This is a genomic window from Xylophilus rhododendri (assembly GCF_009906855.1).
GTDB classification, from domain to species: domain Bacteria; phylum Pseudomonadota; class Gammaproteobacteria; order Burkholderiales; family Burkholderiaceae_C; genus Xylophilus; species Xylophilus rhododendri.
In genome coordinates, this window is the sequence record NZ_CP047650.1 from 2,715,128 (window position 1) to 2,741,429 (window position 26,302).

The 26,302-nt window shown below is 71.0% G+C and carries 17 protein-coding genes; 13 read left to right on the forward strand and 4 right to left on the reverse strand.

The window, feature by feature from the left end:
- The first annotated feature begins 24 nt into the window (after nt 1–24).
- From GT347_RS12595 to GT347_RS12610, 4 genes are read left to right on the forward strand one after another with little or no spacing between them, the layout of a single operon-like run.
- Nucleotides 25–999, forward strand: coding sequence for a tripartite tricarboxylate transporter substrate binding protein (locus tag GT347_RS12595; protein WP_160552271.1), 975 nt, complete (start codon nt 25–27; stop codon nt 997–999).
- Nucleotides 1,000–1,010: 11 nt separating this feature from the next.
- Nucleotides 1,011–1,922, forward strand: coding sequence for an amidohydrolase family protein (locus GT347_RS12600; protein ID WP_160552272.1), 912 nt, complete (start codon nt 1,011–1,013; stop codon nt 1,920–1,922).
- Nucleotides 1,919–2,881: a Bug family tripartite tricarboxylate transporter substrate binding protein gene (locus GT347_RS12605; RefSeq protein WP_160552273.1), complete on the forward strand. Its 963-nt coding sequence runs from the start codon at nt 1,919–1,921 to the stop codon at nt 2,879–2,881. The genes GT347_RS12600 and GT347_RS12605 overlap by 4 nt, the downstream gene beginning before the upstream one ends.
- Complete coding sequence (locus GT347_RS12610) at nt 2,839–3,861, forward strand: D-2-hydroxyacid dehydrogenase (protein ID WP_229722859.1); 1,023 nt, start codon at nt 2,839–2,841, stop codon at nt 3,859–3,861. The genes GT347_RS12605 and GT347_RS12610 overlap by 43 nt, the downstream gene beginning before the upstream one ends.
- 3 nt (nt 3,862–3,864) lie before the next feature.
- Here the strand turns inward: GT347_RS12610 and GT347_RS12615 are convergent, their stop codons facing one another.
- Entirely contained in the window at nt 3,865–5,046 is a 1,182-nt protein-coding gene (locus tag GT347_RS12615) for an MFS transporter (protein WP_160552274.1), read from the reverse strand.
- A 218-nt stretch (nt 5,047–5,264) separates the two neighbouring features.
- Here GT347_RS12615 and GT347_RS12620 point away from each other — a divergent pair, with 218 nt between their 5' ends.
- The 3 genes from GT347_RS12620 to GT347_RS12630 all read left to right on the forward strand — a co-directional run bounded on the left by GT347_RS12620 (nt 5,265) and on the right by GT347_RS12630 (nt 11,773).
- Nucleotides 5,265–6,896, forward strand: a complete 1,632-nt coding sequence (locus tag GT347_RS12620; protein WP_160552275.1) for a GGDEF domain-containing response regulator — start codon at nt 5,265–5,267, stop codon at nt 6,894–6,896.
- A gap of 70 nt (nt 6,897–6,966) precedes the next feature.
- A complete protein-coding gene (uvrA, locus tag GT347_RS12625; protein ID WP_160552276.1) occupies nt 6,967–9,978 on the forward strand; it encodes an excinuclease ABC subunit UvrA in 3,012 nt (1,003 codons plus the stop codon).
- A gap of 94 nt (nt 9,979–10,072) precedes the next feature.
- Nucleotides 10,073–11,773 (forward strand): hypothetical protein, encoded by a 1,701-nt coding sequence (locus GT347_RS12630; RefSeq protein ID WP_160552277.1) that lies wholly within the window; start codon nt 10,073–10,075, stop codon nt 11,771–11,773.
- Between the two features lie 1,554 nt (nt 11,774–13,327).
- Here GT347_RS12630 and GT347_RS12635 read toward each other — a convergent pair.
- Together GT347_RS12635 and GT347_RS12640 are read right to left on the reverse strand one after the other, a co-directional pair.
- On the reverse strand, nt 13,328–14,698 hold the full coding sequence (locus GT347_RS12635; protein ID WP_160552278.1) for an MFS transporter: 1,371 nt from the start codon (nt 14,696–14,698) through the stop codon (nt 13,328–13,330).
- Between the two features lie 71 nt (nt 14,699–14,769).
- Entirely contained in the window at nt 14,770–15,864 is a 1,095-nt protein-coding gene (locus GT347_RS12640; protein ID WP_160552279.1) for a homocysteine S-methyltransferase family protein, read from the reverse strand.
- Between the two features lie 211 nt (nt 15,865–16,075).
- On the opposite strand from GT347_RS12640, the gene recQ reads away from it, so the two are divergent.
- Nucleotides 16,076–17,962 (forward strand): DNA helicase RecQ, encoded by a 1,887-nt coding sequence (gene recQ, locus GT347_RS12645; protein ID WP_160552280.1) that lies wholly within the window; start codon nt 16,076–16,078, stop codon nt 17,960–17,962.
- Nucleotides 17,963–18,056: 94 nt separating this feature from the next.
- Complete coding sequence (locus tag GT347_RS12650; RefSeq protein WP_160552281.1) at nt 18,057–18,257, forward strand: hypothetical protein; 201 nt, start codon at nt 18,057–18,059, stop codon at nt 18,255–18,257.
- 1 nt (nt 18,258) lies between these two features.
- Here GT347_RS12650 and GT347_RS12655 read toward each other — a convergent pair whose 3' ends face one another.
- Nucleotides 18,259–19,005: a FadR/GntR family transcriptional regulator gene (locus GT347_RS12655; RefSeq protein ID WP_160552282.1), complete on the reverse strand. Its 747-nt coding sequence runs from the start codon at nt 19,003–19,005 to the stop codon at nt 18,259–18,261.
- Between the two features lie 194 nt (nt 19,006–19,199).
- On the opposite strand from GT347_RS12655, the gene GT347_RS12660 reads away from it, so the two are divergent.
- From GT347_RS12660 to lhpI (GT347_RS12675), 4 genes are read left to right on the forward strand one after another with little or no spacing between them, the layout of a single operon-like run.
- Entirely contained in the window at nt 19,200–20,162 is a 963-nt protein-coding gene (locus GT347_RS12660) for a tripartite tricarboxylate transporter substrate binding protein (RefSeq protein ID WP_160552283.1), read from the forward strand.
- A 25-nt stretch (nt 20,163–20,187) separates the two neighbouring features.
- Nucleotides 20,188–21,150, forward strand: a complete 963-nt coding sequence (gene lhpI, locus GT347_RS12665) for a bifunctional Delta(1)-pyrroline-2-carboxylate/Delta(1)-piperideine-2-carboxylate reductase (protein WP_456119756.1) — start codon at nt 20,188–20,190, stop codon at nt 21,148–21,150.
- Between the two features lie 7 nt (nt 21,151–21,157).
- The gene (locus tag GT347_RS12670; protein WP_160552285.1) at nt 21,158–24,514 is read left to right on the forward strand and encodes a molybdopterin-dependent oxidoreductase; all 3,357 of its coding nucleotides are present in this window, start codon (nt 21,158–21,160) and stop codon (nt 24,512–24,514) included.
- Nucleotides 24,511–26,223 carry a cis-3-hydroxy-L-proline dehydratase gene (gene lhpI / locus GT347_RS12675; protein ID WP_229722860.1) on the forward strand — a complete coding sequence of 571 codons (1,713 nt, stop codon included), beginning with the start codon at nt 24,511–24,513 and terminating at the stop codon, nt 26,221–26,223. The genes GT347_RS12670 and lhpI (GT347_RS12675) overlap by 4 nt, the downstream gene beginning before the upstream one ends.
- The last annotated feature ends 79 nt before the right edge of the window (nt 26,224–26,302 follow it).

Consider the following 26,302-nt stretch of genomic DNA (forward strand, 5'->3'; position numbering starts at 1 on the left):
TTCGAAAAAAACAGGAGACAAGACATGAACCGCAGACAACTGCTGGGCCGCACCGCGGCCCTGGCGGTGGCCGCCGCCTGCGCGGCCTCCGCGCTGGCCGCCGACCGCTTTCCTTCGAAGCCGGTGACGCTGATCGTGCCCTTCGCGCCCGGCGGCAACCTCGACGTGGTGGCACGCACCCTGGCACCGGCGCTGGAGAAGGCCCTGGGCCAGAACGTGATCGTGGACAACCGCGCCGGCGCGGGCGGCGCCATCGGCGCGAGTTTCGTGGCCCGTGCCGAGGCCGACGGCCACACCCTGCTGGTGACCACGCCCAACGCGGTGGGCGTGCTGCCGCAGATGACCAAGACGACGTACAAGCTGGCCTCCTTCCAGCCGGTGGGCCAGATCGCCACCACGCCGCTGGTGGTGATGGTGCGCAAGCAGTCGCGGTACGCCGACATCGCGGCGCTGCTGGCCGATGCACGCGCCAAACCGGGCCAGATCAGCGTGGCCCACAGCGGGCCGGGCACGACCAACCACATCGCCATCTTCCAGCTGGAAGCCGCCGCCAATATCCAGCTCAACATCGTCGCCTACAAGGGCTCCGGCCCGGCCCTGGTGGACCTGATCGGCGGGCAGGTGGACACCATGGTCGACCAGCTCAGCAGCTCCACCACCCACATCCAATCCGGCGCGCTGCGGCCGCTGGCGGTGATGTCGCGCGACCGCGATCCCACCCTGCCCGGCGTGCCGACGCTGCGGGAGGCGGGGCTGGCGGATTTCGAGGCCGTCACCGCCAGCGGCTTGCTGGCGCCGGCGGGCACGCCGGCCGCCAATGTGGAGACACTCAACGCCGCCCTGCGCAAGGCCCTGGCCGACCCGGCCGTCGCCGCCAAGCTGGTGCAGCTGGGCAGCCCGGGCAAGCCGAGTACCGCGGCCGAATGGCAGGCCCAACTGCAGCAGGAGGAAAAACGCGCCGTGGCGCTGGCCGCTTCCGGCAAGCTCAAGTCCGATTGAGGCGAAGCGCCATGACAAGACCCTGCCTGCCCGCCATCGCGCAGCCCAGCACGCCGCAGCTGAAACTGCCGGCCGGTGCCTGCGACAGCCATGCCCATGTCTTCGGGCCCTATGCGCAATTTCCGCTGGCCGAGGACCGCAGCTACACCCCCGCCGAATACCCGCCGGCCAGCTTCGTCGAACACCTGGACCAGCTGGGCCTTGCGCGCGGCGTGCTGGTCACCGCCAGCGCCTGCGGCACCGACAACGGCTCGGTGCTGGCCGCCCTGCAGGCCTACCCGCAGCGCCTGCGCGGCGTGTTCGTGGCCGATGCCGACACCACCGAAGCCGAACTCGATGCCTGGCATGCGGCCGGCGTGCGCGGCCTGCGTTTCAACCTCTACCGCCACGAAGGCAAGGCCGTCTACCGCAACGGCGTCGGCCTGGAGGTGCTGCAGGCCCTGGCGCCCCGGCTGGCCGCACGCGGCTGGCATGCGCAGATCTGGATCCATGCGCCCGACCTGGTGGAGCTGGCGCCGCGCCTGACCGCCCTGGGCGTGACGCTGGTGGTGGACCACATGGGCCGCATGTCCGCGGCGCGCGGCGTGGCCGACCCCGGCTTCCAGGAACTCTGCCGCCTGCTGGCCGAGGGCCGGGCCTGGACCAAGATCTCCGGCGCCGACCGCAACACGGCCGAAGGCCCGCCCTACCGCGACATCGATCCCTTCGCCCAGGCCCTGCTGGCCGCGAACGACGAACGGGTGGTGTGGGGCACCGACTGGCCGCATATCAACTACTTCGATCCCGCGCAGATGCCCGACGACGGCGCGCTGGTCGACCTGCTAGTGCGCTGGATGCCCGATGCGGCGCAACGCCAGCGGGTGCTGGTGGACAACCCCGCCGCGCTCTACGACTTCCCCCCATCCGAAGGAGACCGGGCATGACGACACGCCGCCACCTCATCTGCAGCGCCGCCGCCCTGGCCCTGCCCGTGCTGGGCCATGCCCAGGCCGCCTATCCGAACAAGCCGGTGAAGGTGCTGGTCGCCTTCACCGCCGGCGGCACCACCGACATCCTGGCGCGCGCCGTCACCCAGAAGATGACCGACAAGCTCGGCCAGCCCTTCCTGATCGACAACAAGCCCGGCGGCGGCGGCAACATCGGCACCGAGATGGCCGTGCGTGCGCCTGCCGACGGCTACACCCTGATCGTCAATTCGGTCGGCCCGATGGCGGTCAACCAGACGCTGTACAAGAACCTCAGCTACGACCCGCTCAAGGACCTGGTGCCGGTGGTGCAGATCGCCGACGTGCCCAATGTGCTGGTGGTCAACAACGAGATCCCCGCGAAGACGCTGGAGGAGTTCATCGCCTATGCCAAGGCCAACCCCGGCAAGCTGAGCTACGGCTCCACCGGCGTCGGCACTTCTTCGCACCTGTCGAGCTACATGCTCAGCCAGCGCATAGGCGCCGACACCCTGCATGTGCCCTACAAGGGCTCGGGCGCGCTCACCGACCTGCTGGCCGGGCGGCTGCAGTTCATGTTCGCCACCATCCCCTCGGTGATCCAGCACATCAAGGCCGGCAAGCTGCGGGCGCTGGCCGTCTCCAGCACCAAGCCCTCGCGCTCGCTGCCGGGTGTGCCGACGGTGGCGGAGAAGGGCTTTCCGGGTTTCGAGGCCGGCTCCTGGTTCGGCTTCTTCGCCCCCAAGGGAACGCCGCAAAACGTGATCGGCTTGCTCAACAGGACGGTCAACGAAATACTCCCGTCTCTCGAAGAACAGATGGTGCGCGAGGGCGCGGACCCGGTGGGCGGTTCGCCCGAGCAGTTCGGGCGCTTCACGCAGAAGGAATACGAGAAATGGGCAGCGATCGTGAAGGCCTCCGGGGCCACGGCGGAATGAACGAGGGGGCGCCGCTGCGCATCCTGATGTCGGCGAAGGCGCAGGCCCTGCATGGCGAGGCCGTCGCCCAGGTGCTGCAGGGGCGGCCGCACCAGCTGGTGCTGCCGGGCGGGGGCGATGTGGACATCGCCTTCGTGACACGCGAGGTGACCGGCCTGTCCACCAAACACCAGGTGCTGCCGGCCACCCAGGCCTTCTACGACAGCCTGCGGGCCGCCCCCTCGCTGCGCTGGGTGCAGCTGCATTCGGCGGGCGCCGACCGGCCGGTGTTCGTGGAGCTGAAGGCGCGTGGGGTGGACATCGCCACCGCCTCCGGCGCCAATGCCGAGGTGGTGGCGCAGAGCGCGGTGGCCGGGCTGCTGGCGCTGGCGCGGCGGTTCCCGCAGCTGATGGCGGCCCAGCAGGAACGGCGCTGGGCCCCCTTGATGGGCGGTGCGCTGCCGCGCGACCTGAACGGGCAGCACGCCACCATCGTCGGCTGGGGCCCCATCGGCCAGCATGTGGGGCGGCTGCTGACGGCCTTCGGCCTGCGCATCTCGGTGGTGCGCAGCAGTGCGTCGGCGCCGGGCGCCGAGCCGGCGGCCGTGGCCTTCGAATCATTGAAGGAACTGCTGCCCGCCACCGACTGGCTGGTGCTGGCCTGTCCCTTGAGCGAACGCACCCGCGGTCTGGTCGATGCAGAGGCGCTGGCCCTGCTGCCGGCCAGCGCCCATCTGGTCAATGTGGCGCGCGGCGAGATCGTGGACGAAGCCGCGCTGATCGAGGCCCTGCAGCAGCAGCGGCTGGCCGGCGCCTTTCTCGATGTGTTCCACCAGGAGCCGCTGCCGGCCGAATCGCCGCTGTGGAGCCTGCCCAACGTGATCGCCACGCCGCACAGCGCGGGTTTCTCGGACGGCAATGCGGCACGGGTGGCGGCCATGTTCCTGGAGAACCTGGGCCGCTGGGCGGCCGGCGAGCCGCTGCTGCGGCTGGCGGCCTGAGCCTCAGCGTGCGGTGGGCTTCAGGCCCCAGGTGACGGCCAGCCAGAGCAGCGACAGCGCCAGCGTCACGCCGAACAGCCCGGTGGCGCCCGCCGCCTTCACCAGTTCGCCGCCGAGCGCACCGCCCGCGAACAGCCCCAGCGACTGCAGCGTGTTGTAGACCCCCAGCGCCGATCCCCGCAGCGCCCCCGGCGCCATGCGCGAGACGAGGCTGGGCTGGCTCGCCTCCAGCGCATTGAAGCCGCAGAAGAACACCAGCAGCAGCAACGCCAGCGGCGCCACGCCCCAGGCCGCCGCCTGGGCGCCGTCCAGCGCCAGGCCCAGCAGCCCGGCCTGCACCAGGGCGATCAGGCCGACCGAGCCCAGCAGCGCGGCACGCAGCCGGCCCTTGCGCTCCATCGGAAACAGCACCGCGCCCATCACCACGAAGGAGGCGACCACCGCCGGCAGGTACACCCACCAGTGGCGCTCCTTGGGCAGCCCGGCCTGCACCAGCAGCGCGGGCACGGCCACCCACATCGACATCTGCACCGTGTGCAGCACGAAGACGCCGAAGTTCAGCCGCAGCAGGTCGCGACGGCCCCACAGGGCGCTGAGCGGCGCGCGCTGCGCATGGGCCGCGCGCACCGGCTCGGGCGGCACCCACCAGCAGGTGGCGGCGATGCCGGCCAGGGCCAGCACCCCGGTCAGCGCGAACAGGCCCGACAGTCCGATATGGGCCGACAGCACCGGCGCGCCCACCAGCGCCAGCGCGAACATCAGGCCGATGCTGCCGCCGACCAGGGCCATGGCCTTGGTGCGCACCTGGTCGCGGGTGAGGTCGGCCAGCAGCGCCGTGACCGCCGCCGACACCGCACCGGCGCCCTGCAGCGCACGGCCGATCAGCAGGCCGTGCAGGCTGTCCGCGAAGGCGGCGAAGAAGCTGCCGATGGCGAACACCGCCAGCCCCAGCACGATCACCCGCTTCCTGCCGAAGCGGTCCGAGGCCAGGCCGAAGGGCATCTGCAGAAAGGCCTGGGTCAGGCCGTAGATGCCCATGGCCAGGCCGACCAGGGCCGGGTCGTCGCCGCCCGGATAACGCCGCGCCTCCAGCGCGAACACCGGCAGCACCAGGAACAGCCCCAGCAGCCGCAGCCCGAAGATGGACGCGAGCGAGACACCCGCGCGCCTTTCGCTGGGCGTCATGCGGCTGGAGGGTTCGGCAAAAGCCTGGAGATCGGGGGTGGAGGGCTCGGCGGACACGAATGCAGGGGGCGACGGGACACGCGGACGGCGCGCGCAAGCCCCGGATTGTCCGCGATCGCCCGCCGCTCTGCAGCGCCACGCCCCCGCCACGTAAGACAGCGCCGCGAACCCGCTGCGCTTTTGTCGGAAAAACGTTTGCGCGTGCTGTAATTTTCCGAATGAACGCCTTGCCCCCCGATGTAGAGGCGGTCTGGTCCAGCCTGGGCCAATCCTGGTCCGAATTGCGTGGCCGGCCCGACGACGCCGATCTCTGGGCGCAGTTCATCCTGCGCTGCGACAAACTGATGTCGATCTCCGGCGAGCACGGCCTGACCAGTGCCGCCGTGGCCATGGGGCCGCTGCTCAACCGCCTGGAGTCGCTGCAGGCGCCCGGTCCGGCCCATCTGCCCGAGATCGAGAACCTGCTGCTCACCATCCACGCGGCGCTGCAGCATCCGCAGCACCACCTCAGCGAGCCCGCCGGCCGCCAGACCGGGCAGTCGTCTCCGCTGGTACTGCTCTACAGCGCCGACGCCGCCAGCGGCAGCGAGATCGAGCCGCACATGGCCCAGTACGGCCTGCGGCTGGAACGCCATGGCGATGCCGAGTCGGTACTGGGCGCGGCCCAGGCCGGCCGCGCGGCGGCGGTGCTGGTGGATGTGGAGCAGGGTTTCGACAGCACGGTCGATGCCGCCGTCACCGAGTTCGCGCGCCTGGGCGTGCCCTGGTGCGCCGTCGCCAGCCAGATCGATTTCGCGCTGCGGCTGCAGGCGCTGCGGCGCGGCGCGCATTTCTTCTTCAACGCGCCGCTGACGGTGGAGGCGCTGATCCCGGTGATCGATCCGCTGGCCTTTCCGGTGAAGGAGCCGCCCTTTCGGGTGCTGATCCTGGACGACTCGCGCACCGTGCTCTCGGGCATACGCCGGGCCATGGCGCCTTTCGAGGACATCCAGCTGGGCATCCTCAGCCAGCCGCACAAGCTGCTGGAGGTGCTGCAGTTCTTCGCGCCCGACGTGCTGCTGCTCGACATCCACATGCAGGGCTGCACCGGCCTGGAAGTGGCGCAGATGATCCGCCAGCACAAGGCCTTCGAATCCATCCCCATCGTCTTCCTGACCGCCGAGACCGACCCCAAGGCGCAGAACGAGGCGATGCGGGTGGGCGCCGACGACCTGCTGCTGAAGCCGGTGGCCACCGAGCTGCTCTACAACGTGCTGACGCAAAAGGCCAGGCGCTACCGCGGCCTGCGCCGGCTGATGGAAGAAGACAGCATGACGGGGCTGTACAACCACGGCAAGACCAAGGCCCTGCTGCTGCAGCTGCTGCAGCAGGCCGCGCGGCTGACGCTGCCCATGGCCTATGCGCTGCTGGACATCGACCACTTCAAGCGCATCAACGACACCTACGGCCACGGCATGGGCGACAAGGTCATCATGTCGCTGTCGCGCCACCTGCGCCAGCGCCTGCGCGGCACCGACGTGGTGGGCCGCTACGGCGGCGAGGAGTTCGCCCTGCTGCTGTTCAACTGCTCTCCGGCCGAGGCGGTGCAGCTGGTCGACGAGCTGCGCGAGAGCTTCTCGAAGATGGTGCACGGGCCGACCGGCGACCGCTTCTCGGCCACCTTCAGCGGCGGTGTGGCCTTCTTTCCCAACTGCCAGAGCGTGCCGCTGCTGATGGTGCGGGCCGACGAGAGCCTGTACGAGGCCAAGCGCGCCGGCCGCAACCGGGTGATGGCCCACATGCCGCCCGCCGCCCTGCCCCTGGCCCCGGCCGGGGAGGCCGGCGAGCCCGCCAAGCGGCACGCCGCGTGAACCGTCCCGCCGCCGGGGGCTCGCCGGCTATCATGGCCGGTTAGTCTCAGCACGCCCGAAGCGCCTTCTCTTGAGCCCGCCCAGCCCCACCGATACAGCAGCGCCCGCACCCGCCTACCTCGGCCAGCTGCTGCGCGAGCAGCGCATCAGCATCCGCGGCGCCCGCACCCACAACCTCAAGAACATCGACCTGGACCTGCCGCGCAACGCGCTGGTGGTGATCACCGGTCTGTCGGGCTCGGGCAAATCGAGCCTGGCCTTCGACACCCTGTATGCCGAAGGCCAGCGCCGCTACGTGGAGAGCCTGTCGGCCTATGCGCGGCAGTTCCTGCAGCTGATGGACAAGCCCGATGTGGACCTGATCGAGGGCCTGTCGCCCGCCATCAGCATCGAGCAGAAGGCCACCAGCCACAACCCGCGCTCCACCGTGGGCACGGTCACCGAGATCCACGACTACCTGCGCCTGCTCTACGCCCGCGCCGGCACGCCGCATTGCCCGGACCACGGCGTGCCGCTGACCTCGCAGACGGTCAGCCAGATGGTGGACATGGTGCTGGCCCTGCCCACCGATACCCGGCTGATGATCCTGGCGCCGGTGGCGCGCGAGAAGAAGGGCGAGTTCGCCGATGTCTTCACCGAGATGCAGTCGCAGGGCTATGTGCGCTTCCGGGTCGATGGCCAGGTCTACGAGCACGAGAACCTGCCGGCGCTCAAGAAGACCGAGAAGCACGACATCGACGTGGTGATCGACCGGCTCAAGGTGCGGCCCGACACCGACCCGCAGGCCCGCGCCGAATTCCGCCAGCGCTTGGCCGAGAGCTTCGAGGCGGCGCTGCGTGTCGGCGGCGTCGAGGGCGCCGGGCGTGTCATCGCGCTGGAGATGGACGGCGGGCACGAACACCTCTTCAACGCCCGTTTCGCCTGCCCGATCTGCGGCTGGTCGATCAGCGAGCTGGAGCCGCGCCTGTTCTCCTTCAACTCGCCGGTGGGCGCCTGCCCGAGCTGCGACGGCCTGGGCGTGCTGGAGGTGTTCGAGGAAGAACGCGTGGTGGCCTTCCCCACGCTGAGCCTGGCGGCCGGCGCCATCAAGGGCTGGGACCGGCGCAACGCCTTCTACTTCACCATGATCGAGAGCCTGGCGGCCCACTACGGCTTCGAGGTGGACACGCCTTTCGAGACCCTGCCCGCCCCCGTGCGCCAGGTGGTGCTGCACGGCTCGGGCAGCGAGGAGATCGCCTTCCATTATTCGGAGGGCAAGCGCCGGCTCAGCCGCAAGCATCCCTTCGAGGGCATCATCCCCAATATGCAGCGGCGCTGGCGCGAGACCGATTCGCCGGCCGTGCGCGAGGAGCTGGCCCGCTCGCGCGGCACCCGGTCCTGCCCGTCCTGCGGCGGCGCGCGCCTGCGCATCGAAGCGCGCCATGTGCGCCTGGGCGAAGGCCCCGAGGCCCTGGCCATCCAGGACGTGAGCCGCATGACGCTGCGCGACAGCCAGGCCTGGTCGGGCACGCTGACGCTGACCGGCGCCAAGGCCGAGATCGCCGGCAAGATCGTGCGCGAGATCGGCCTGCGCCTGCAGTTCCTGAACGACGTGGGCCTGGGCTATCTGAGCCTGGACCGCAGCGCCGAGACGCTCTCCGGCGGCGAGGCCCAGCGCATCCGCCTGGCCTCGCAGATCGGCTCGGGCCTGACCGGCGTGATGTATGTGCTGGACGAGCCCAGCATCGGCCTGCACCAGCGCGACAACGACCGCCTGATCGAGACCCTGCGCCACCTGCGCGACATCGGCAACAGCGTGATCGTGGTGGAGCACGACGAGGACATGATCCGCGCCGCCGACCATGTCGTGGACATGGGCCCGGGCGCCGGCGTGCACGGCGGCCAGGTGATGGCGCAGGGCACCTACCAGCAGGTGGCGGACGACCCGCGCTCGCTGACCGGCGACTATCTCTCCGGCCGCCGCTCCATCGCGGTGCCGCCGCACCGCACGCCCTGGCTGCCGGTGGGCGCCGCGCCGGCCGCGCCGCGCGCCGACGATGTGCCCGCGCGTTTCCGCAAGGCGCTGCCCACCAGCAGCCGCGACGGGCTGCAATCCCTGCGGGTCGTCGGCGCCCGCGGGCACAGCCTGCAGGGCGTGACGGTGGATTTCCCGGTGGGCCTGTTCACCTGCGTGACGGGTGTCTCCGGCTCCGGCAAGAGCACCCTGGTCAACGACACGCTCTACACCGCCGCTGCCCACCAGATCCACCGCGCGCACGACGAGGCCGCGCCGCACGAGGCCATCGAGGGGCTGGACTATTTCGACAAGGTGATCAACGTCGACCAGTCGCCGATCGGCCGCACGCCGCGCAGCAACCCGGCCACCTACACCGGCCTGTTCACGCCGATCCGCGAGCTGATGGCCGAGACCAACACCGCGCGCGAACGCGGCTACGGCCCGGGGCGCTTCTCCTTCAACATCGCCGGCGGCCGCTGCGAGGCCTGCCAGGGCGACGGCATGGTGAAGGTGGAGATGCATTTCCTGCCCGATGTGTATGTGCCCTGCGACGTCTGCCGCGGCGCCCGCTACAACCGCGAGACGCTGGAAGTGCAGTGGAAGGGCCGCAACATCGCCCAGGTGCTGGCGATGACGGTGGAGGAGGCCAACGGCTTCTTCACCGCCGTGCCCACCATCAAACGCAAGCTGCAGACGCTGCTGGACGTGGGCCTGTCGTACATCACGCTGGGCCAGGCCGCGACCACGCTGTCGGGCGGCGAGGCGCAGCGGGTGAAGCTGGCGCTGGAACTCTCCAAGCGCGACACCGGCCGCACGCTCTACATCCTGGACGAGCCCACCACCGGCCTGCATTTCGCCGACATCGACCTGCTGCTGAAGGTGCTGCACCAGCTGCGCGACGCGGGCAACACCATCGTGGTGATCGAGCACAACCTCGATGTGATCAAGACCGCCGACTGGGTGATCGACATGGGCCCCGAGGGCGGTGCCGGCGGCGGCATGGTGGTGGCGCAGGGCACGCCGGAAGAGGTGGCGGCCCATCCGCGCAGCCATACCGGGCGTTATCTGAAGCCTTACCTGGGCTGAGGCTTCGCCGCCGCGGCGCTTCTTGCGCCCGGCATGTTTCGCTGCCGGCCGGGGACGGCATGGTGACGGGCTTTATCTCCGCCTTCGGTCATCCATGCTGTCTCGTGTTCCGCCGCCGTCCTCGCCCCCGCGGGCGCCCCTGCCGAAGGTCGGCACCGCCCTTATCGTGGCGCCGCAGCGCCGGCTGGAATACCTGCCCAACGAGCTGCTGCAGGAGCTGTTCCTCACCGGCATGGAGCAGAACGCGGTCTGGGGCTGCCTGGGCATCGATGCGACCCGCGTGGTCGCCGGCCTCAACGCCCGGATGGCGGCGGCGCTGGCGCAGGCGGCACCGGCCAGCGAGGCGATGCGCCAGCTGACCACCGCGCGCGACACACCCGCCTTCGCCGCCGCGCTGGCGCTGCTGCCCCGGGTGGCGCCCCAGTACCGGCAGCGTTGCCGGGAAGCGGCCTGGTGGGCGGTCGTGCACCGGGCGCCGGCACCGGTGCAGCGTTCGCAGGAGGACTGGCTGCACTGCCTGCTCGATGCCGAAGCCAGCAGCGGCAAGCTGCATCCGCCGCTGTGGCAGCGCGCGGTGCGCCTGCTGGCGCGGCCGGAGATGGATGCACCGGGCTCGGCGCTGGTCGGCCGGCTGCTGGCTTGCGCCGCAGCGGCGCGCACCATGGCGCCAGCGGACTGGCGCCGCCTGCTGCGACTGGTCGCGCGCTCCATGGAAGGCCGCGGCCCCGACGCAAGCTGCTTCGACGCCAAAGGCCTGAATACGCCGCAGCAGGCCGAACTGGACACCGTGCTGGCCTGCTGCGCCCTGTCCTGGCAGCGCTGCGACCGCACGACGGTGCGGGCCATGATCGCCCGCATCGAGGCCAGCGTGTCGCCGGACAGCCGCTGCGAAGTGCTGGTGGCGCTGAGCCGCAGCTGGCCGTGGAACCTGTCGCTCGACGCCGTGGCCCTGGAGCCGCTGCGCGATGCACTGCTGCGGGTGCCCGATGGCGACCTGGAGCGGGCCCTGGAGGAACTGCCGCCGATCGGCGACCCGGCATCACGCCAGCGGATGTTCCTGGACCAGTGCGCCCGGCTGCCCCCGGACAGCGCCCTGCGGGTGCTGGACCGGCAAAGCTACGACTTCGATCGGGACACGCAGGGCCGCGACCTGCTGCAGGCAGGCAGCATCGCGCTGCTGAACGCGGCGCTGGCGCAGCCGGCCATACGCTGCCAGGCGCTGCAGGCCTTTGCCCGCCTGAGCGCGCGGCTCAAGCCCGGAGCCGACACCTCCGGACTGAGCACCCTGGCCTTGCGGGCCTGCGGCAATCTGCCGGCAGCCGAGCGCATCGCCGTGCTGGCCCGGCTGAAACCCGATGCGCCGAACGCGCAGCCATGGGCCGCCGCCTGGCAGGCCGCGTTGGCCGAACTGGCCGACGACGAAACACCGGGCAAGCCCTGGCGCGACGTTCGGGCGCTGACATCGGGCCTGTGGTCGCGTTGCGGACGGGCCGCCGTGCTGCCGCGGCTGGAGGCCGCGCTGCAAGGGCTGACCGTGCAGGACCGGTCGCGTGCCCTGGCCGAACTGGCCGCGCTCTGGAACCGCTGCCCGGGCGGATGCACCGAAGCGGAATTCGACGGCCTGCTGCGCTGGTGCGAGGCCCTGCCCTTCTACCTGCGCCAGCCGCCGTTGCAGGTGCTGCGGCAGACCGCCGCAACGCTTCCCCCGTATTGCGCGCACGAACTGGAGGCCCTGTTCACCGCCAGCGACGAGGCCCACGCGGCCTGGGCGGCCGGACTGCCGCCGCTTTCCTGAAAGGATGCATTCCATGGCTTTCCCCACCCTACCCGCGCCTGGCCAGCCCCTGCTGCCGCCGCCGCCACCCCGCCTGCAACAGACACCGTCGGAACTCGTGCTCCCGATGTTCGAGTTCGCCAGCTGGCGCGAATGCTGCCGCCACAGTTCGGTGATCGATCCGGTGACGGTCGTCTTCGGCCTCCATCCCCGGCTGGATGCCGCGCTGCGCGAGCTCACGCCGGCCAGCCGCACCATGCAGGCGCTGGATGCCGCGCGCGACATCGCCGACTTCTCCGCCGCGCTCGACCGCATCGACCAGGTGGCGCTGCAGTACCGGGACCGCTGCCGGGAGGCCGCCTGGTCGGCCTTTGTGCAGCAGTCGGTCGGTGCGCATCAGGCGCGGCGTGAGGCCTGGCTGGCCTGTCTGCTGGAGCGTCGGCTGCCGCTGGCACGCGGGCGTGCGCCGCTGTGGGACCGTGCGGCGCGTTTCCTCCTGCAACACCGCCAGACCGACCCGCCGCCACGTCGCGCGCCCTCGCCCTGGTGCGTGCGGCTGGTGCTGGAAACCGCGGCCGCGGAACCGGCCTTGACGCCCGCGGCCTGGCGCCGCCTGCTCCAGCTGGCCGGCGAGGCGGGAAGGTACCGAGGGCTGGACCCGGCGTTTTTCGAAGTGCCCGGCCTCGATGCACAGCAGCGCCTGGACCTGGCCGCCATGCACGCCTGCGTGGCCATCGAGGGCCAGGACATCGGCCTGCCGGCGCTGCAGGCCTTGATCGCCCGCATCGAGGACACCGTCAGCCCGGCATGCCGCTGGCCGGTACTGTCGATGCTGCGCGACTGCCTGCGCCTGGACGAGGGCGGCGCCCCCGTCCGCCAACCGCTGGTCGAAGCTTTGCTGCGGGTACGTCCCGCCGATCTGGAAGCGGCCATCAAGGCCATGCCCGCCGTAGGCACCGATGCGCAGTGGCGGGAGTTCCTGCTGAAGGAAAGCGCCCGGCTGCCACCCGCCTCCGCCTTGCGGGCGCTGGCCCGCCATGCCAGCCATTTCAACCGGCCGCCGGCCGCACGCGAACTGCTGCTGACGCGCTGCCGGCAGCTGCTGGCCGACGCGCAGGCGCAGCCGGCGGGCTGTCGCGATGCGGTGGACGCGATCAGCATGATGACCCAGTGGGTGTACGAACCGCTGGAGAGCGAGCTGCAGGCCCTGGCGCTGCAGGCCTGCACGGCGCTGCCGCGGCTCTGGACCCTGCTGCCGGCGCTGGGCCGGCTGCGGCCCGGGACGCTGCCGCCCGGCGCCTGGGAGCGGGCCTGGGAGCAGGCATTGAACAGCGCACCGGGCGGCACCACGCCCCTGGCGGCACGGCAGCGGATCCGCGCCCTGCTGCCCGGCCTGCCCTGCCGCGCGGGCCGCGACAGCCTGCGGCCCCTGCTCGACGCCACGCTGCGCTGCCTGGCGCCGGACGACCTGGCGCTGGCCCTGGTCGAGATGGCCGGCATCCTCGGCCATCCGGGCCGGGTCTGCATGCCGGCGGACGCCCGACTCGTGCTGGCGCTGTGCGGCGAGCTGCCCTTCTACCTGCGCGAGCGGCCGCTGGCCGCATGGCGAGCGCTGGGCAGCGCCCTGCCGGCCGGCGCCGCGGAGCGGCTGGACACGCTGCTTGCCACCACGACCGGGGAGCGCGAGGCCTGGACCGCCGCACTTCCACGGGCCGAGCCGCCGGCGTCCTGAAGCGCCGCCGGCGCCGCCGAATCCTGCGCCCGCAGGGCCAACGCCACACCCAGCACCCCGAGCGCCATCAAACCGCCGAAAGCCGCCACCGCCGGCCAGTGGCCGAAGCGCCAGAGCGCCCCGGCGGCCGAGCCGAGCACACTCGATCCGGCGTAGTAGCACAGCAGGTAGATCGCCGAGGCATGGCCCTTGTGGCCCTGCGCCAGCCGGCCCACCGCGCCGCTGGCCACCGAATGGACCATGAAGAAGCCCACCGTCACCAGGCTGATGCCGGCGATCACCAGCGGCAGCCCGTCGGCCAGCGTCAGCGCCAGCCCGAAGAAGGACACCAGCGCGCCGCAGCCGATCACCCGCGCGCGGCCCAGCCGGTCCACCAGCGCACCGGCGGCCGAGGAGGTGAAGATGCCGAAGACATAGGCCAGGAAGATCAGCCCCAGCGCCGTCTGCCCCAGCCGGTAGGGCGCGGCCACCAGGCGGTAGCCGATGTAGTTGTAGACGGCGATGAAAGTGCCCATGCAGAGCACGCCCACCAGGAAGAAGGGCCGCAGCCGCGCATCCTGCAGGTGCTTCTTCCAGGCCGCCAGGTGGTAGGGCAGGTTCAGCCCCGGCTGGCGCTGGAAATGGCGCGAGGGCGGCAGCAGCCAGATGAAGGCCAGGGCCGACAGCGCCGCCACCACCGACAGCGTGCCCATGGCCGCGCGCCAGGACAGGAACTCGGTCAGCGCCCCCATGGCGACCCGGCCCATCATGCCGCCGAAGGCGGTGCCGCCCACGTACAGGCCCATCACCTTGCCCAGGCGCCGCTGCGGCACTTCCTCGGCCAGGTAGGCCATGGCCACCGCCGGCACCCCGCCCAGCACCAGCCCCTCCAGCGCGCGGGCGACCAGCAGGGTCTGCCAGTTCGGCGCGAAGGAGGCCAGCAGGTTGAGCAGAGCCGCCGAGCCCATCGAGACGAACATCAGCCCGCGCCGCCCCACCGCTTCCGACACCATGCCGGCGCAGACGATGGACAGCGCCAGCAGCGCCGTGGTGAGCGACAGCGCCAGCGAGCTGCTGGCCGGGGTGAGGCCGAACTCCACCGAGAACTCCGGCAGCAGCGGCTGCACGCAGTAGATCAGGGAGAAGGTGGAGAAGCCGGCCAGGAACAGGGCCAGGCTGATGCGGGGGATGTCGTGGCGCTCGCCATCCGCGGTCGCAATATCAGGGTTAACCATGATGCGAGCGTAACGGCTAAGTCCGCTCAGCGCCGGGTCGGCCGGCGCTTCCCCGACGCAGATGCCCGGATTTAGCCGGCCACCAGCTCCCGGAACGGCGCGCCATTGAGCGGCCGCGCCGCCATGGTCTTCACCGCCGTGTTGATCGCGCCGATATGGTCCGGCGTGGTGCCGCAGCAGCCGCCGACGATATTGACCAGCCCCTCGGCCGCGAACTCGTGCAGCAGGCGGGCGGTGACGTCCGGCGTCTCGTCGAAGCCGGTGTCGCTCATCGGATTGGGCAGGCCGGCGTTGGGATAGCAGCAGATGAAAGTGTCGGCCGCGGCCTTGTGCAGCTCCTGGATGTAGGGCCGCATCAGGGTGGCGCCCAGGGCGCAGTTCAGGCCGATGGCCAGCGGTTCGGCATGGCGCACGCTGTGCCAGAAGGCGGTGACGGTCTGGCCCGACAGGATGCGGCCGGAGGCGTCGGTGACGGTGCCGCTGATGATCAGCGGCAGGCGCTCGCCGCTGTTCTCGAACCATTCGGCGATGGCGAAGAGCGCGGCCTTGGCGTTGAGTGTGTCGAAGATGGTCTCGACCAGGAACAGGTCGCAGCCGCCCTCGGCCAGGGCCTCGGCCTGCTCGTAGTAGGCCTGGCGCAGGGTTTCGAAATCGACGTTGCGGGCGCCGGGGTCGTTCACGTCGGGGCTGATCGAGGCGGTCTTGGGCGTGGGGCCGAAGGCGCCGGCGACGAAGCGGGGTTTGTCGGGGGTGCTGAACTTGTCGCAGGCGGCGCGCGCCAGGCGGGCCGAGGCCAGGTTCATCTCGCGCGCCAGGGCGGCCATGTCGTAGTCCTCCTGCGCGATGGTGGTGGCGCCGAAGGTGTTGGTCTCGATCATGTCGGCGCCGGCGGCGAGGTAGCCCTCGTGGATGGCGGAGATCACGTCCGGCCGGGTCAGCGAGAGCAGCTCGTTGTTGCCCTTCACGTCGCGGTGGAAGTCGGTGAAGCGGCTGCCCGCGCCGTCCGCGCCGCCATAGCCCTCGCCGCGGTACTGGGCTTCGCCGAGCTTGAAGCGCTGGATCATGGTGCCCATGGCGCCGTCGAGGATGGCGATGCGTTCGGACAGGATGGCCGGCAGAGCGGCGGCTCGGGTGTAGCGGGGGTGGCGGGCGGTGGGGCTGGGCATGGGGCATTGTAGGAAAAAGGCAATGGCCGGGCCCGGGCGGGGCGGTCCGCCTCCCGCACCCGCTGCCGAAGACCTGCGCATCCTGGTCCAGGGCCCGGGCACCGGCGCCCGACTGACGGCGCGGCCCGGCGCTGCCCGGTAGAGGACAATCGCGCCTTTCCTCCAACCGTCCCGCAGACGGCCGCCCGATGCGGACCGTCTCAGCGCCTCGATGGCTCTCCAAGCTCCGGCCACTCTCTCATCCGACCCCCAGGACATCCTGCAGGAGGTCTTCGGCTACGACGCCTTCCGCGGCGAACAGCAGGACATCGTCGAACATGTCTGCTCCGGCGGCGACGCCCTGGTGCTGATGCCGACGGGCGGCGGCAAGTCGCTGTGCTACCAGGTGCCGGCGATCGCCCTGCAGCGGGCGGGGCAGGGCATCAGCATCGTGGTCTCGCCGCTGATCGCGCTGATGCACGACCAGGTCGGCGCCCTGCACGAGGCCGGCGTGGCGGCCGAGTTCCTCAACTCCACCCTGGACTGGAACCAGACCCTGGCCATCGAAGGCCGCATGCAGCGCGGCGAGATCACCATGGTCTACGTCGCGCCCGAGCGCCTGAGCACGCCGCGTTTCCTGGAGCTGCTCGACGGCCTGCGCGACAGCGGCCGGCTGGCCCTCTTCGCCATCGACGAGGCGCATTGCGTGAGCCAGTGGGGCCACGACTTCCGGCCGGAATACCGCAGCCTGTCGATCCTGCACGAGCGCTATCCCACCGTGCCGCGCATCGCGCTGACGGCCACCGCCGACACGCTGACCCGGGCCGACATCGTCGAGCGCCTGCGCCTGGAAGACGCACGCCAGTTCGTCAGCAGCTTCGACCGGCCCAACATCCGCTACGCCATCGTCGAGAAGAAGGATCCGACCCAGCAGCTGCTGCGTTTCATCCAGAACGAACACCCCGAGGATGCGGGCGTGGTCTATTGCCAGTCGCGCAAGCGTGTGGAGGAGATGGCCCAGACGCTGAACGACGCCGGCCTCAACGCCCTGCCCTACCACGCCGGGCTGGACGCCTCGGTGCGCCAGCGCCACCAGGACCGCTTCCTGCGCGAGGACGGCATCGTGATGTGCGCCACCATCGCCTTCGGCATGGGCATCGACAAGCCCGACGTGCGTTTCGTCGCCCACATCGACATGCCCAAGAACATCGAGGGCTACTACCAGGAGACCGGCCGCGCCGGCCGCGACGGCCAGCCGGCCGATGCCTGGATGGCCTACGGCCTGGCCGACGTGGTGAACCAGCGGCGCATGATCGACGAGAGCCCCGCCGGCGAGGAATTCAAGCAGGCCATGCGCGGCAAGCTCGACGCCCTGCTGGCCCTGGCCGAGGCCACCGACTGCCGCCGGGTGCGGCTGCTGGGCTATTTCGGCGAACCCAGCCAGCCCTGCGGCAACTGCGACAACTGCCTGAACCCGCCCGAGGTCTGGGACGGCACCGACGCGGCGCGCAAGCTGCTGTCCACCATCTACTGGATCCGCAAGCAGCAGGGCATCGGCTTCGGCGCCGGCCAGATCATGGACATCGTGCGCGGCAAGCCCACCGAGAAGGTGCTGCAGCACGGGCACGACAAGCTCTCCACCTACGGCCTGTGCGCCGAGCTGTCCGAAGCCCAGCTGCGCGGCGTGCTGCGCCAGCTGATCGCCATCGGCGCGCTGCAGGTGGATGCCGCGGCCTTCAACACGCTGGTGCTGACCGACGCCTCGCGCGCGGTGCTCAAGGGCGAGGTGCCGGTGCAGCTGCGCGCCTCGATCTCCTCGCCGACGCCGCGCGCCAGCCGCAAGGAACGCGCGGTGAAAGCCGGCCGGGCGCCTTCGGCGGCCGCCGGGCTGGATGCCGGCGGACAGGCGCGTTTCACCGCCCTCAAGGCCTGGCGCTCGGAAGTCGCCAAGGAACACAACCTGCCGGCCTATGTGATCTTCCACGACGCCACGCTGGCGGCGATTGCCGAGCGGGATCCGCAGTCGCTGGACGACCTGCACGGCATCACCGGCATCGGCGGCAAGAAGCTCGAAGCCTATGGCGCCGAGGTGCTGCGGGTGAGCCAGGCGGCCGGCTGAGGGGCCGCCGGGCTCATCGCAAACCCGGTTCCCCCGGGGCGGCCGGCGCTCCTAGAATGGCCGGGCCCCCTCACCGCCCGCGAACGGCCCCGCCATGACACTGCCCGTCGACGCCTCCACCAACGCGCCCGCCCCCGACAACTCGCACGATCCGCGCGCCCATATCGCCGGTTCGCCCGACGCGCGGCCGCACGATCCGATCGAGGAGGTGACCAAGGTGATTCCGCTGGTGCTGCCCTTGGCCGGCGGCGTTCTCATGTTCCTGCTGGCCTTCATCGCCATCTACATGGCGTGAGTCAATCCCGGGTGGCGATGTCCGCCCGCACCCGCTTGAGGTGGCCTTCGATGTAGAAGGCCGCCGCATCCCCATCCCCGGACACCACGGCTTCGTAGATCAGCCGATGCTCCGCCACATAGAGCTGGATGCGCTGCGCGTCGTAGATGCCGTCGTCGCGCAGGCGCTGCCACAAGGGCTGGTCCATCGACTTGGCGATCTCGTCGGCGATCTTCACCACCAGGGCGTCGCGGGTCATCACCGCCAGCTGGCGGTGGAACATCGAGTCGGCGGTGTTCCAGGCGGCCTGCTGGGCGGGGTCGCCGATGTCCTGCACGTCACTCATCTGCTGCAGGTAGCGCTCGGCCAGCGGGTCGCGCGCCTTGTGGCGGGCCGCCAGGCGGGCGATGGCCGGCTCGATCAGCATGCGTACGTCGAGGATGGAACTGGGGCTGATGTCGGCGTCGCGCGGCGGTGCCGGCGGGGCCTGGTCATCGGGCGGCGCGCCGGCATCGGCGGCGGTGGTGACATAGGTGCCGGAGCCGTGCCGCGTCAGCACATGGCCCTCGTTCTGCAGCGCGCCTATGGCTTCCCGCACCGCCGGGCGGCTGACACCGAAACGCAGCGCCAGCTCCCGCTCGGACGGCAGGCGCGAGCCGCCGGGAAAGGCGCCGCTGACGATGCCCGAGCGGATCGCGTCGGCGATCTGCTCGTAGACCTGCTTGGCCCTGAAACCCGGCGCGGCGATGAGGGGCTCGACTGAATTCATCCGCGGATTGTGCGGCCCATCCGCCCGCCGCAAAACAGTGCAGGGATTTCCCGCGAACCACTTTCGGCACCATTCTGGTTTCATTGCAACCACTTCTTCAGACCAAAAGCGTAACCAATTCGGCGAAAACCGAGGTTGGCACGGATTTGGCTAATAAAACTTACCAAAGTGGTTCTAACCCGGGAGTTGTCGTCATGAAGTCCTTTGCTCCGTTCGCCCTGGCCCTGTCCTGCCTCGCCGCGCTCGTGCCGGCGGTTTCCGTCGCCGAGGCCTATCCCACCAAGCCGGTGGAAATCGTGGTCGCCTACCCGCCCGGCGGCGGCAGCGACATGACGGCGCGCACCATCGCCGACGCGGCGCGTCCGCTGATGAGCATTCCGCCGCTGGTCATCAACCGGCCCGGCGCCAGCGGCTCGATCGGCTGGGCCTATGTGGCCACCGGCGCGCCGGACGGCTACCGGGTGATCGTCGTCACGCCCGAGATCCTGGTCGTGCCGCTGATGGGCATCGGCAAGACGACCGTGCAGGACTTCCAGCCGATCGCCCGGTTCTCGGACGACCCGCTGTCGCTCACCGTGCGCGCCGACGCGCCCTGGAAGACGATCGACGAGTTCATCGCCTATGCCAAGGCGCATCCGGGCGAGGTCACCATCTCCAACGCCGGCAACGGCACGCTCTCGCACATCGCCACCGCCGCCATGGGCGACAAGCTGGGCACCGCCTTCCAGCCCGTGCCCTACCAGGGCACCACGCCAGCGGTGATGGGCGTGCTGACCGGCGACGTGATGGCCACCACCATCCCCAACGCCGAACTGCGCGAACATGTGAAAGCCGGCAAGATGCGCACCCTGGCGGTGATGTCCGAGAAGGCCGCGCCCGGCATGGACGGCATCCCCACCTTCAAGGAGAAAGGCTACGACCTGCAGTTCAGCGGCTGGCGCGGCATTGCGCTGCCCAAGGCCGCGCCCAAGGAGGTGGTGGACTACTGGCGCGACGTGGCGCGGCGCATCTCCGAATCGCCCGCCTTCCGCACCACCGTCATCAAGCAGAACCTGACACCCGCCTTCGCCGACGCGCCGGAATTCACCGCCGCCATCGCCAAACAGGACGACAGCTTCAAGAAGATGTGGCCCGGCCTGAAACTCGACAAGCAGTAAGGAACCCATGGCAGTGCACGATGCCCTGCAGGTGATAGACGGCCCCGCGACGGCCGCCGCCCTGCCCTTCGCCCCCCTGATCGCCGCGCTGCGCCAGGCCTTCGCCACGCCGATGGAGGTGCCGCTGCGGCATCACCACCACATCGAGCAGCCCGACGGCAAGACCGCCACGGTGCTGCTGATGCCGGGCTGGGCCGATGGCTATATCGGCATCAAGCTGGTGACGATCTTCCCGGGCAATTCGGCGCGCTCGCTGCCGGGGCTGTTCGCCACCTACCTGCTCTGCGACGGCCAGACCGGCCAGCACCTGGCGCTGATCGACGGCAACCAGATCACCGCGCGGCGCACGGTGGCCGTGTCGGCGCTGGCGGCCTCCTATCTCGCTCGCACCGATGCGAAGCGGCTGCTGATCCTGGGCGCGGGCCGCATCGCGCGGCTGGTGTGCGAGGCCTATCGCGCGGTGCGCGATATCGAAGAAGTGCGGGTATGGAACCCGACGCCGTCGCGCGCGCAGGCGCTGGTCGCCGAGCTGCGTGCGGCGGGGGTGCGGGCGGAACTCGCCGGGCCGCTGGAGGACGAGGTGCGCCAGGCCGACATCGTGAGTTGCGCCACCCTGTCCACCCAGGCGCTGGTGCGCGGCTCATGGCTGCGGCCGGGCACCCATGTGGACCTGATCGGCGGCTTCACGCCCGGCATGCGCGAGAGCGACGACGCGGTGTTCGCGGGTGCCACGGTGGTGGTCGATTCGCTGGACGCGCTGGCCGAGGCGGGCGACCTGATCTCGCCGATCGCCAGCGGGGTGCTCTCGCCCTCCAGCATCCGCACCCTGCCGATGCTGTGCGACGGCAGCGCTACAGGACGGGTGTCGGCCGAGGAGATCACCGTCTTCAAGGCGGTGGGCACGGCGCTGTCGGACCTGACCTCGGCCGCGCTGGTCTACCGCGCCACCGGCGCAAGGGCCGAAGCCCCCGCCGAAGCGCTGGCCTGAGGCTTCGATGGGCGGCACCGCGTTCAAGCCCGGCTTCTGCACCCTGTGCCGTTCGCGCTGCGGCACGATCCACGAGGTGCGGGACGACCGGCTGATCGCCGTGCGGCCCGACCCGACGCATCCCACCGGCGAGGCCATGTGCATGAAGGGCCGCGCCGCGCCCGAACTGGTGCACAGCCCGCACCGGGTGCTGACGCCGCTGCGGCGCACGGCGCCCAAGGGCGCGGCCGATCCGGGCTGGGTGCCGATCGGCTGGGAAGAGGCGCTGTCGGAGACCGCGCGGCGGCTGTCCCAGGTGCGCGAGGAGTCCGGCGCGGAGGCGGTCGTCTTCGCGGTCACCACGCCCAGCGGCACACCGCTGTCCGACAGCATCGACTGGATCGAGCGTTTCGTGCGCGGCTTCGGCAGCCCCAACCTCTGCTACGCCACCGAGATCTGCAACTGGCACAAGGATTTCGCCCATGCCTTCACCTTCGGCAGCGGCATGCCGGTGGCGGACTACGAAAACGCCGAACTGATCCTGCTGTGGGGACACAACCCGGCCAATACCTGGCTGGCGCAGTCGGGCGCCATCGGCAAGGGCCGTGCTGCGGGCGCCAGGATGCTGGTGGTCGATCCGCGTCCTACCGCGCTGGCCCGCCAGGCCGATGTGTGGCTGCCGGTGCGGCCGGGCACGGATGCCGCGCTGGCGATGGGCCTCGTGCGGCTGCTGCTGCGTTCGGAGCGTTTCGACCGGGACTTCGTGCGCGACTGGACCAACGGCCCGCTGCTGGTGCGCGGCGACAACGGCCTGTTCCTGCGTGAATCGGATGTGTGGCCGGGCGGCGGCGAACGCTTCGTCGCCTGGCAGGACGGCCCTGTGCCGTATGACCCAGACACGCCGGACCAAACCGGCCTGCTGCTGCGTGGCACCGTCCAGGTCACGCTGGCCGATGGCCGAACACTGGCCTGCGACACCGCCTTCGAACTGATGGCCCGGGGCGCCGAAAGCTACGACCCGGCCACGGTCGAGGCCCTGACCGGCGTCGCACCCGACGCCCTGCAGAAGGCAGCCGACCTGCTCGGCGAAAGCCGGCGTGCGGCCTACCACTCCTGGACCGGCATCGGCCAGCACACCAACGCCACCCAGGCCGAGCGGGCGGTGGCGACGCTGTATGCCCTGACCGGCGCCTACGACCGCATCGGCGGCAACCGGGTGCGCAAGGCGCAGCCGACACGCGGCGTCAACCTCTTCGGCCAGATCGCACCGGAGCAGCGGGCCAAGGCGCTAGGCCTGGCCGAACGGCCGCTGGGGCCGCCCTCGCAAGGCTGGGTCACCGCGCGCGATGTGTACCGCGCCGTGCTGGAGGGCGAGCCCTACCGGCTGCGGGCGATGGTGGCCTTCGGCACCAACCCGCCCGTCTCGCAAGGCGATACCGAACGCGCGCGCGAGGCCTTGAAGGCACTGGAATTCCACGTCCACTGCGACCTGTTCATGACCCCGGCGGCCGAGTACGCCGACATTTTTTTGCCGGTCAACACGCCCTGGGAGCGCGAGGGCCTGCGCATCGGCTTCGAGATCAACGACGAGGCCGCCTCGCTGGTGCAGCTGCGCCAGCGCATGGTGAGCCCGCGCGGCGATTCGCGCTCGGACAACGACATCGTGTTCGACCTGGCGCGGCGACTCGGCCTGGACGAACTGTTCTTCGGCGGCAGCCTGGAGGCCGGCTGGAACCACATGCTGGAGCCGCTGGGCATCACCGTGGCCGAACTGCGCGCGAATCCCCAGGGCCTGCGTTTTCCGGTCGATGGCAGCGAGGCCAAGTACCGCACGGGCGGCTTCGCCACGCAGACCCGCCGGGTCGAGCTGTATTCCGAACTGCTGCTGCGCCACGGCCAGCCCGCCGTGGCCACCCATGTGGCGCCGGCCGAGCCGGCGGGCGATGCCTTCCCGCTGGTGCTGAGTTCGGCCAAGAACGGCTACTACTGCCACAGCCAGCACCGCAGCCTGGTGTCGCTGCGCAAGCGCGCGCCCGATCCGGTGGCCGAGATCGCGCCGGCCCTGGCGGCGGCGAGCGGCATCCGCGAAGGCGACTGGGTGCGCATCAGCACCCGGGTCGGCACCGCGCGATTCGTGGCGCGGCTGGCGCCGGGGCTGGCCGGGGATGTCGTCGTGGCCGAGTTCGGCTGGTGGCAGCCCTGCCCCGAACTCGACCGCGCGGGCGACAGCCTGGCGAGCAATTTCAACGGCCTGATCGATGCTCGGGCCTGCGACCCGGTGAGCGGCTCGGTGGCCCACCGGTCCTTTCGCTGCGAGCTGGCGCTGGACGCCGCCTGGGCGCAGAGCCAGCGCCGCTGGGAGGGCTGGAAGACCTTCCGGGTGGCCGAGCTGCGCCAGGAAGCCATCGGCGTGCTGGGCATCCACTTCGAGGCGCTGGAGCCCGGCCCGCTGCCGGACTACCGGCCCGGCCAGCACATCGAGACCCGCCACGACCTGGACGGCACACCCACCAGCCGGGCCTATTCCCTGACCGGCGCCGCGGTGGTCCAGGACCGGCGCGGCTACCGCATCGCGGTGCGCCACCAACGCGGGCAGTCGGCCGAGGGCATCGCCTACGAAGGCCTGGTGTCGGGCCATCTGCACCGGCAGCTGCGGGTGGGCGACCGGGTGGAGCTGCGGGCGCCTTCGGGCAGCTTCGTCCTTCCCCGGCACAGCGAGCAGCCGCTGGTGCTGGTGGCGGGCGGCATCGGCATCACGCCCTTCGTCTCGCTGCTGGAGTCGCTGCCCGATGGCGATCCGCTGGAGATGCTGCTGCTGTATGCCAACCAGAACAGCGGCACCCATGCCTTCGCCGAGCGACTGGCCTTCCACGCGGCGCGGCTGCCGGGGCTGGTCATCCGCAATCACTACAACGCGCCCTTGCCGCAGGACCGGTTCGACTCCGGCGAGCGGCTCAACGGCGCGCATATCGCCGACGAGTGGATCGCCCGACGTGCCCGCGTCTATATGTGCGGCCCGGGTCCGCTGATGGATGCCGTGCGGGCCGACCTGGTCGCACGCGGCATGCCGGCCTTCGACATCTTCAGCGAGGTGTTCCGCTCGCCGCCCAGGCCGCTGGCCGGGGGCACGCAGTCCTTCGGCGTGACCTTCGCCCGCTCCGGCCGCCAGGTGCGCTGGTCGCCGCGCGACGGCACGCTGCTGGCCTTCGCCGAATCGCTCGGCGTGACCATGGCCAGCGGCTGCCGGGTGGGCCAGTGCGAGTCCTGCGCCACGACCGTGCTCTCCGGCGAGGTGCGCCACCTGCACGGCGCCGAGCCGGAAGATGCCAGGGTCTGCCTGAGCTGCCAGGCCGTGCCGGCCAGCGAACTGGTGCTGGACGCATGACGGCGCTGCACCTGCAGGCCCAGTCCTGGACCGAAGGCAGGGCGGCGGGCGAACTGCTCTGGTCCGACACGCCGCTGAGTTTCTGGGGCGGCATAGACCCCGCCACCGGCACCGTCATCGACCAGCACCACCCCCTGTGCGGCCAGAGCGTGCGCGACCGCGTCCTGGCCCTGCCCAGCGGCCGCGGCTCCTGCACCGGCAGCAGCGTGATGCTGGAGCTGCTGCTGAGCGGCAACGCACCGCGCGCCCTGGTGCTGGCGGGCGTGGACGACATCCTGCTGCTGGGCGTGCTGGTGGCGCAGCGCATGTTCGGCCGGAGCATTCCGGTGCTCAGCCTGTCGCCGCAGGATTACGCGGCGCTGGAGGGCGCGGCTACGGTCCACGTCGGGCCGGATGCGGGCGATGCACCGGGCGCCAGCCTGATCACCCGAACGGCAGCCGTGCCGCCACTGGCGCTCACCGCCCGCGACCAGGCCCTGCTCGCAGGCGCCGAAGGCCGCGCGCGGCAGGTGGCGATGGAGATCATCGTGCGTATGGCCGGCGTGGCCGGCGCCCCCCGGCTGATCGACATCCGGCAGGTGCATGTCGACGGCTGCATCTACACGGGCGACGCCTGCCTGCGTTTCGCGCAGCAGCTGGTGGACTGGCAGGGGCGGGTGGCGGTGCCGACCAGCCTCAACGCCATCTCGGTGGACCGCTGCGGCTGGCGCGGGCAAGGCGTGGCGCCGGCCTTCGGCGAGCCGGCCGAAGCCCTGGCCCAGGCCTATGTGGACCTGGGCGCCGCGCCCACCTACACCTGCGCGCCCTATCTGCTGAACGGCGCGCCGCGCCTGGGCGAGCAGATCGCCTGGGCCGAGTCGAACGCGGTCATCTACGCCAACAGCGTGATCGGCGCCCGCACCGCCAAGTATCCCGATTTCCTCGACATCCTGATGGCGCTGACCGGCCGCGCGCCCGAAGCCGGCTGCCACCTGGACCAGGGACGCAAGGCCGCCATGCGCATCGCCGTGGACCTTCCCGAGGGATTCGACGACTCCCTCTACCCGCTGCTCGGCTACCAGGCCGGCTTGCAGAGCGGCCGGGAGATTCCGCTGCTGGCCGGCATGGAATCGACCCGGCCCGTCGCGGACGACCTGCGGGCCTTCGGCGCGGCTTTCGCCACCAGTTCGGCCGCGCCCATGTTCCACATCGCCGGCATCACGCCGGAGGCACGCGATGCGCAGGCGGTGATGGCCGCGGGCCTCGCCATTCCCACGCAGCGCATCGACCGCGCGGCGCTGCTGAATGCCTGGCACGAACTCAACCCGGCCAGGACCCGTCAGGTCGAGCTGGTCGCCCTGGGCAATCCGCATTTCTCGATCCGCGAGATCGTGTGGCTGGCCGCCCTCTGCGCCGGGCGTACCCGGCATGCGGATACCGATGTGGTCGTCACCACCAGCCGCTTCGTGCTCGACAGCCCGGAGGCCGCCGGCAGCGTGGCCGCCCTGCGGGCCTTCGGCGTGCGATTCGTGGTCGATACCTGCTGGTGCATGGTGCAGGAGCCGGTGATCGCGCCGCGGGTGCGCACGGTGATGACCAACTCCGGCAAATACGCCCATTACGCGCCCGGCCTCACCGGCCGGCAGACCCGCTTCGGCAGCCTGGCCGATTGCGTCGATGCGGCCTGCACCGGCCAGGCCCCGGAGGGCCCGCCGGACTGGCTGCGCTGAGGGGTCCGATGAAGCTACGGGTAGACCCGTAACACGCATAGTTCAATGCATATTTTGCATGAAACTGGCCCGAAACTTC